The sequence below is a fragment of the Bradyrhizobium sp. Leo78 genome (genome assembly GCF_059512425.1).
This window is the reverse complement of sequence record NZ_JCAMOT010000301.1, coordinates 1-363: the sequence shown is the minus strand read 5'-3', so window position 1 is coordinate 363 and position 363 is coordinate 1. Positions and strand designations below refer to the sequence as shown.

The following is a 363-nucleotide window of genomic DNA, read 5'->3' as shown; positions in this document are numbered from 1 at the left end:
ATATGATGACCGAGGACGAGTCAGATGTGCGCTCTCGCATCGAGGCGGCGCTGAAGGTCGCTTTTCCCGATGCTCAGCTGTTGCGAGAAGTCATCCCGGATGTCGACTGGGTGGCGAAATCGCTCGAAGGATTGAAGCCAGTCAGGGCAGGGCGCTTCCTGGTGCATGGCTCGCATGACCGCGACAAGGTCCTCTCCGGCGACATCGCCATCGAGATCGATGCCGGCCAGGCCTTCGGCACCGGCCATCACGGCACAACGGCCGGTTGCTTGGAGATGATCGATGCCGTGGTGCGTTCGCGCCGGGTTGGCAATGCGCTCGATCTCGGCACCGGCAGCGGCGTTCTGGCGATCGCGGTGCGCA

The 363-nt window shown here is 63.6% G+C and carries 1 protein-coding gene; it reads left to right on the top strand.

The window, feature by feature from the left end; translation table 11 throughout:
* On the top strand, positions 1-363 hold a 363-nt coding region (locus tag AC5ZG1_RS44785), incomplete at both ends, for a 50S ribosomal protein L11 methyltransferase (protein ID WP_496136627.1).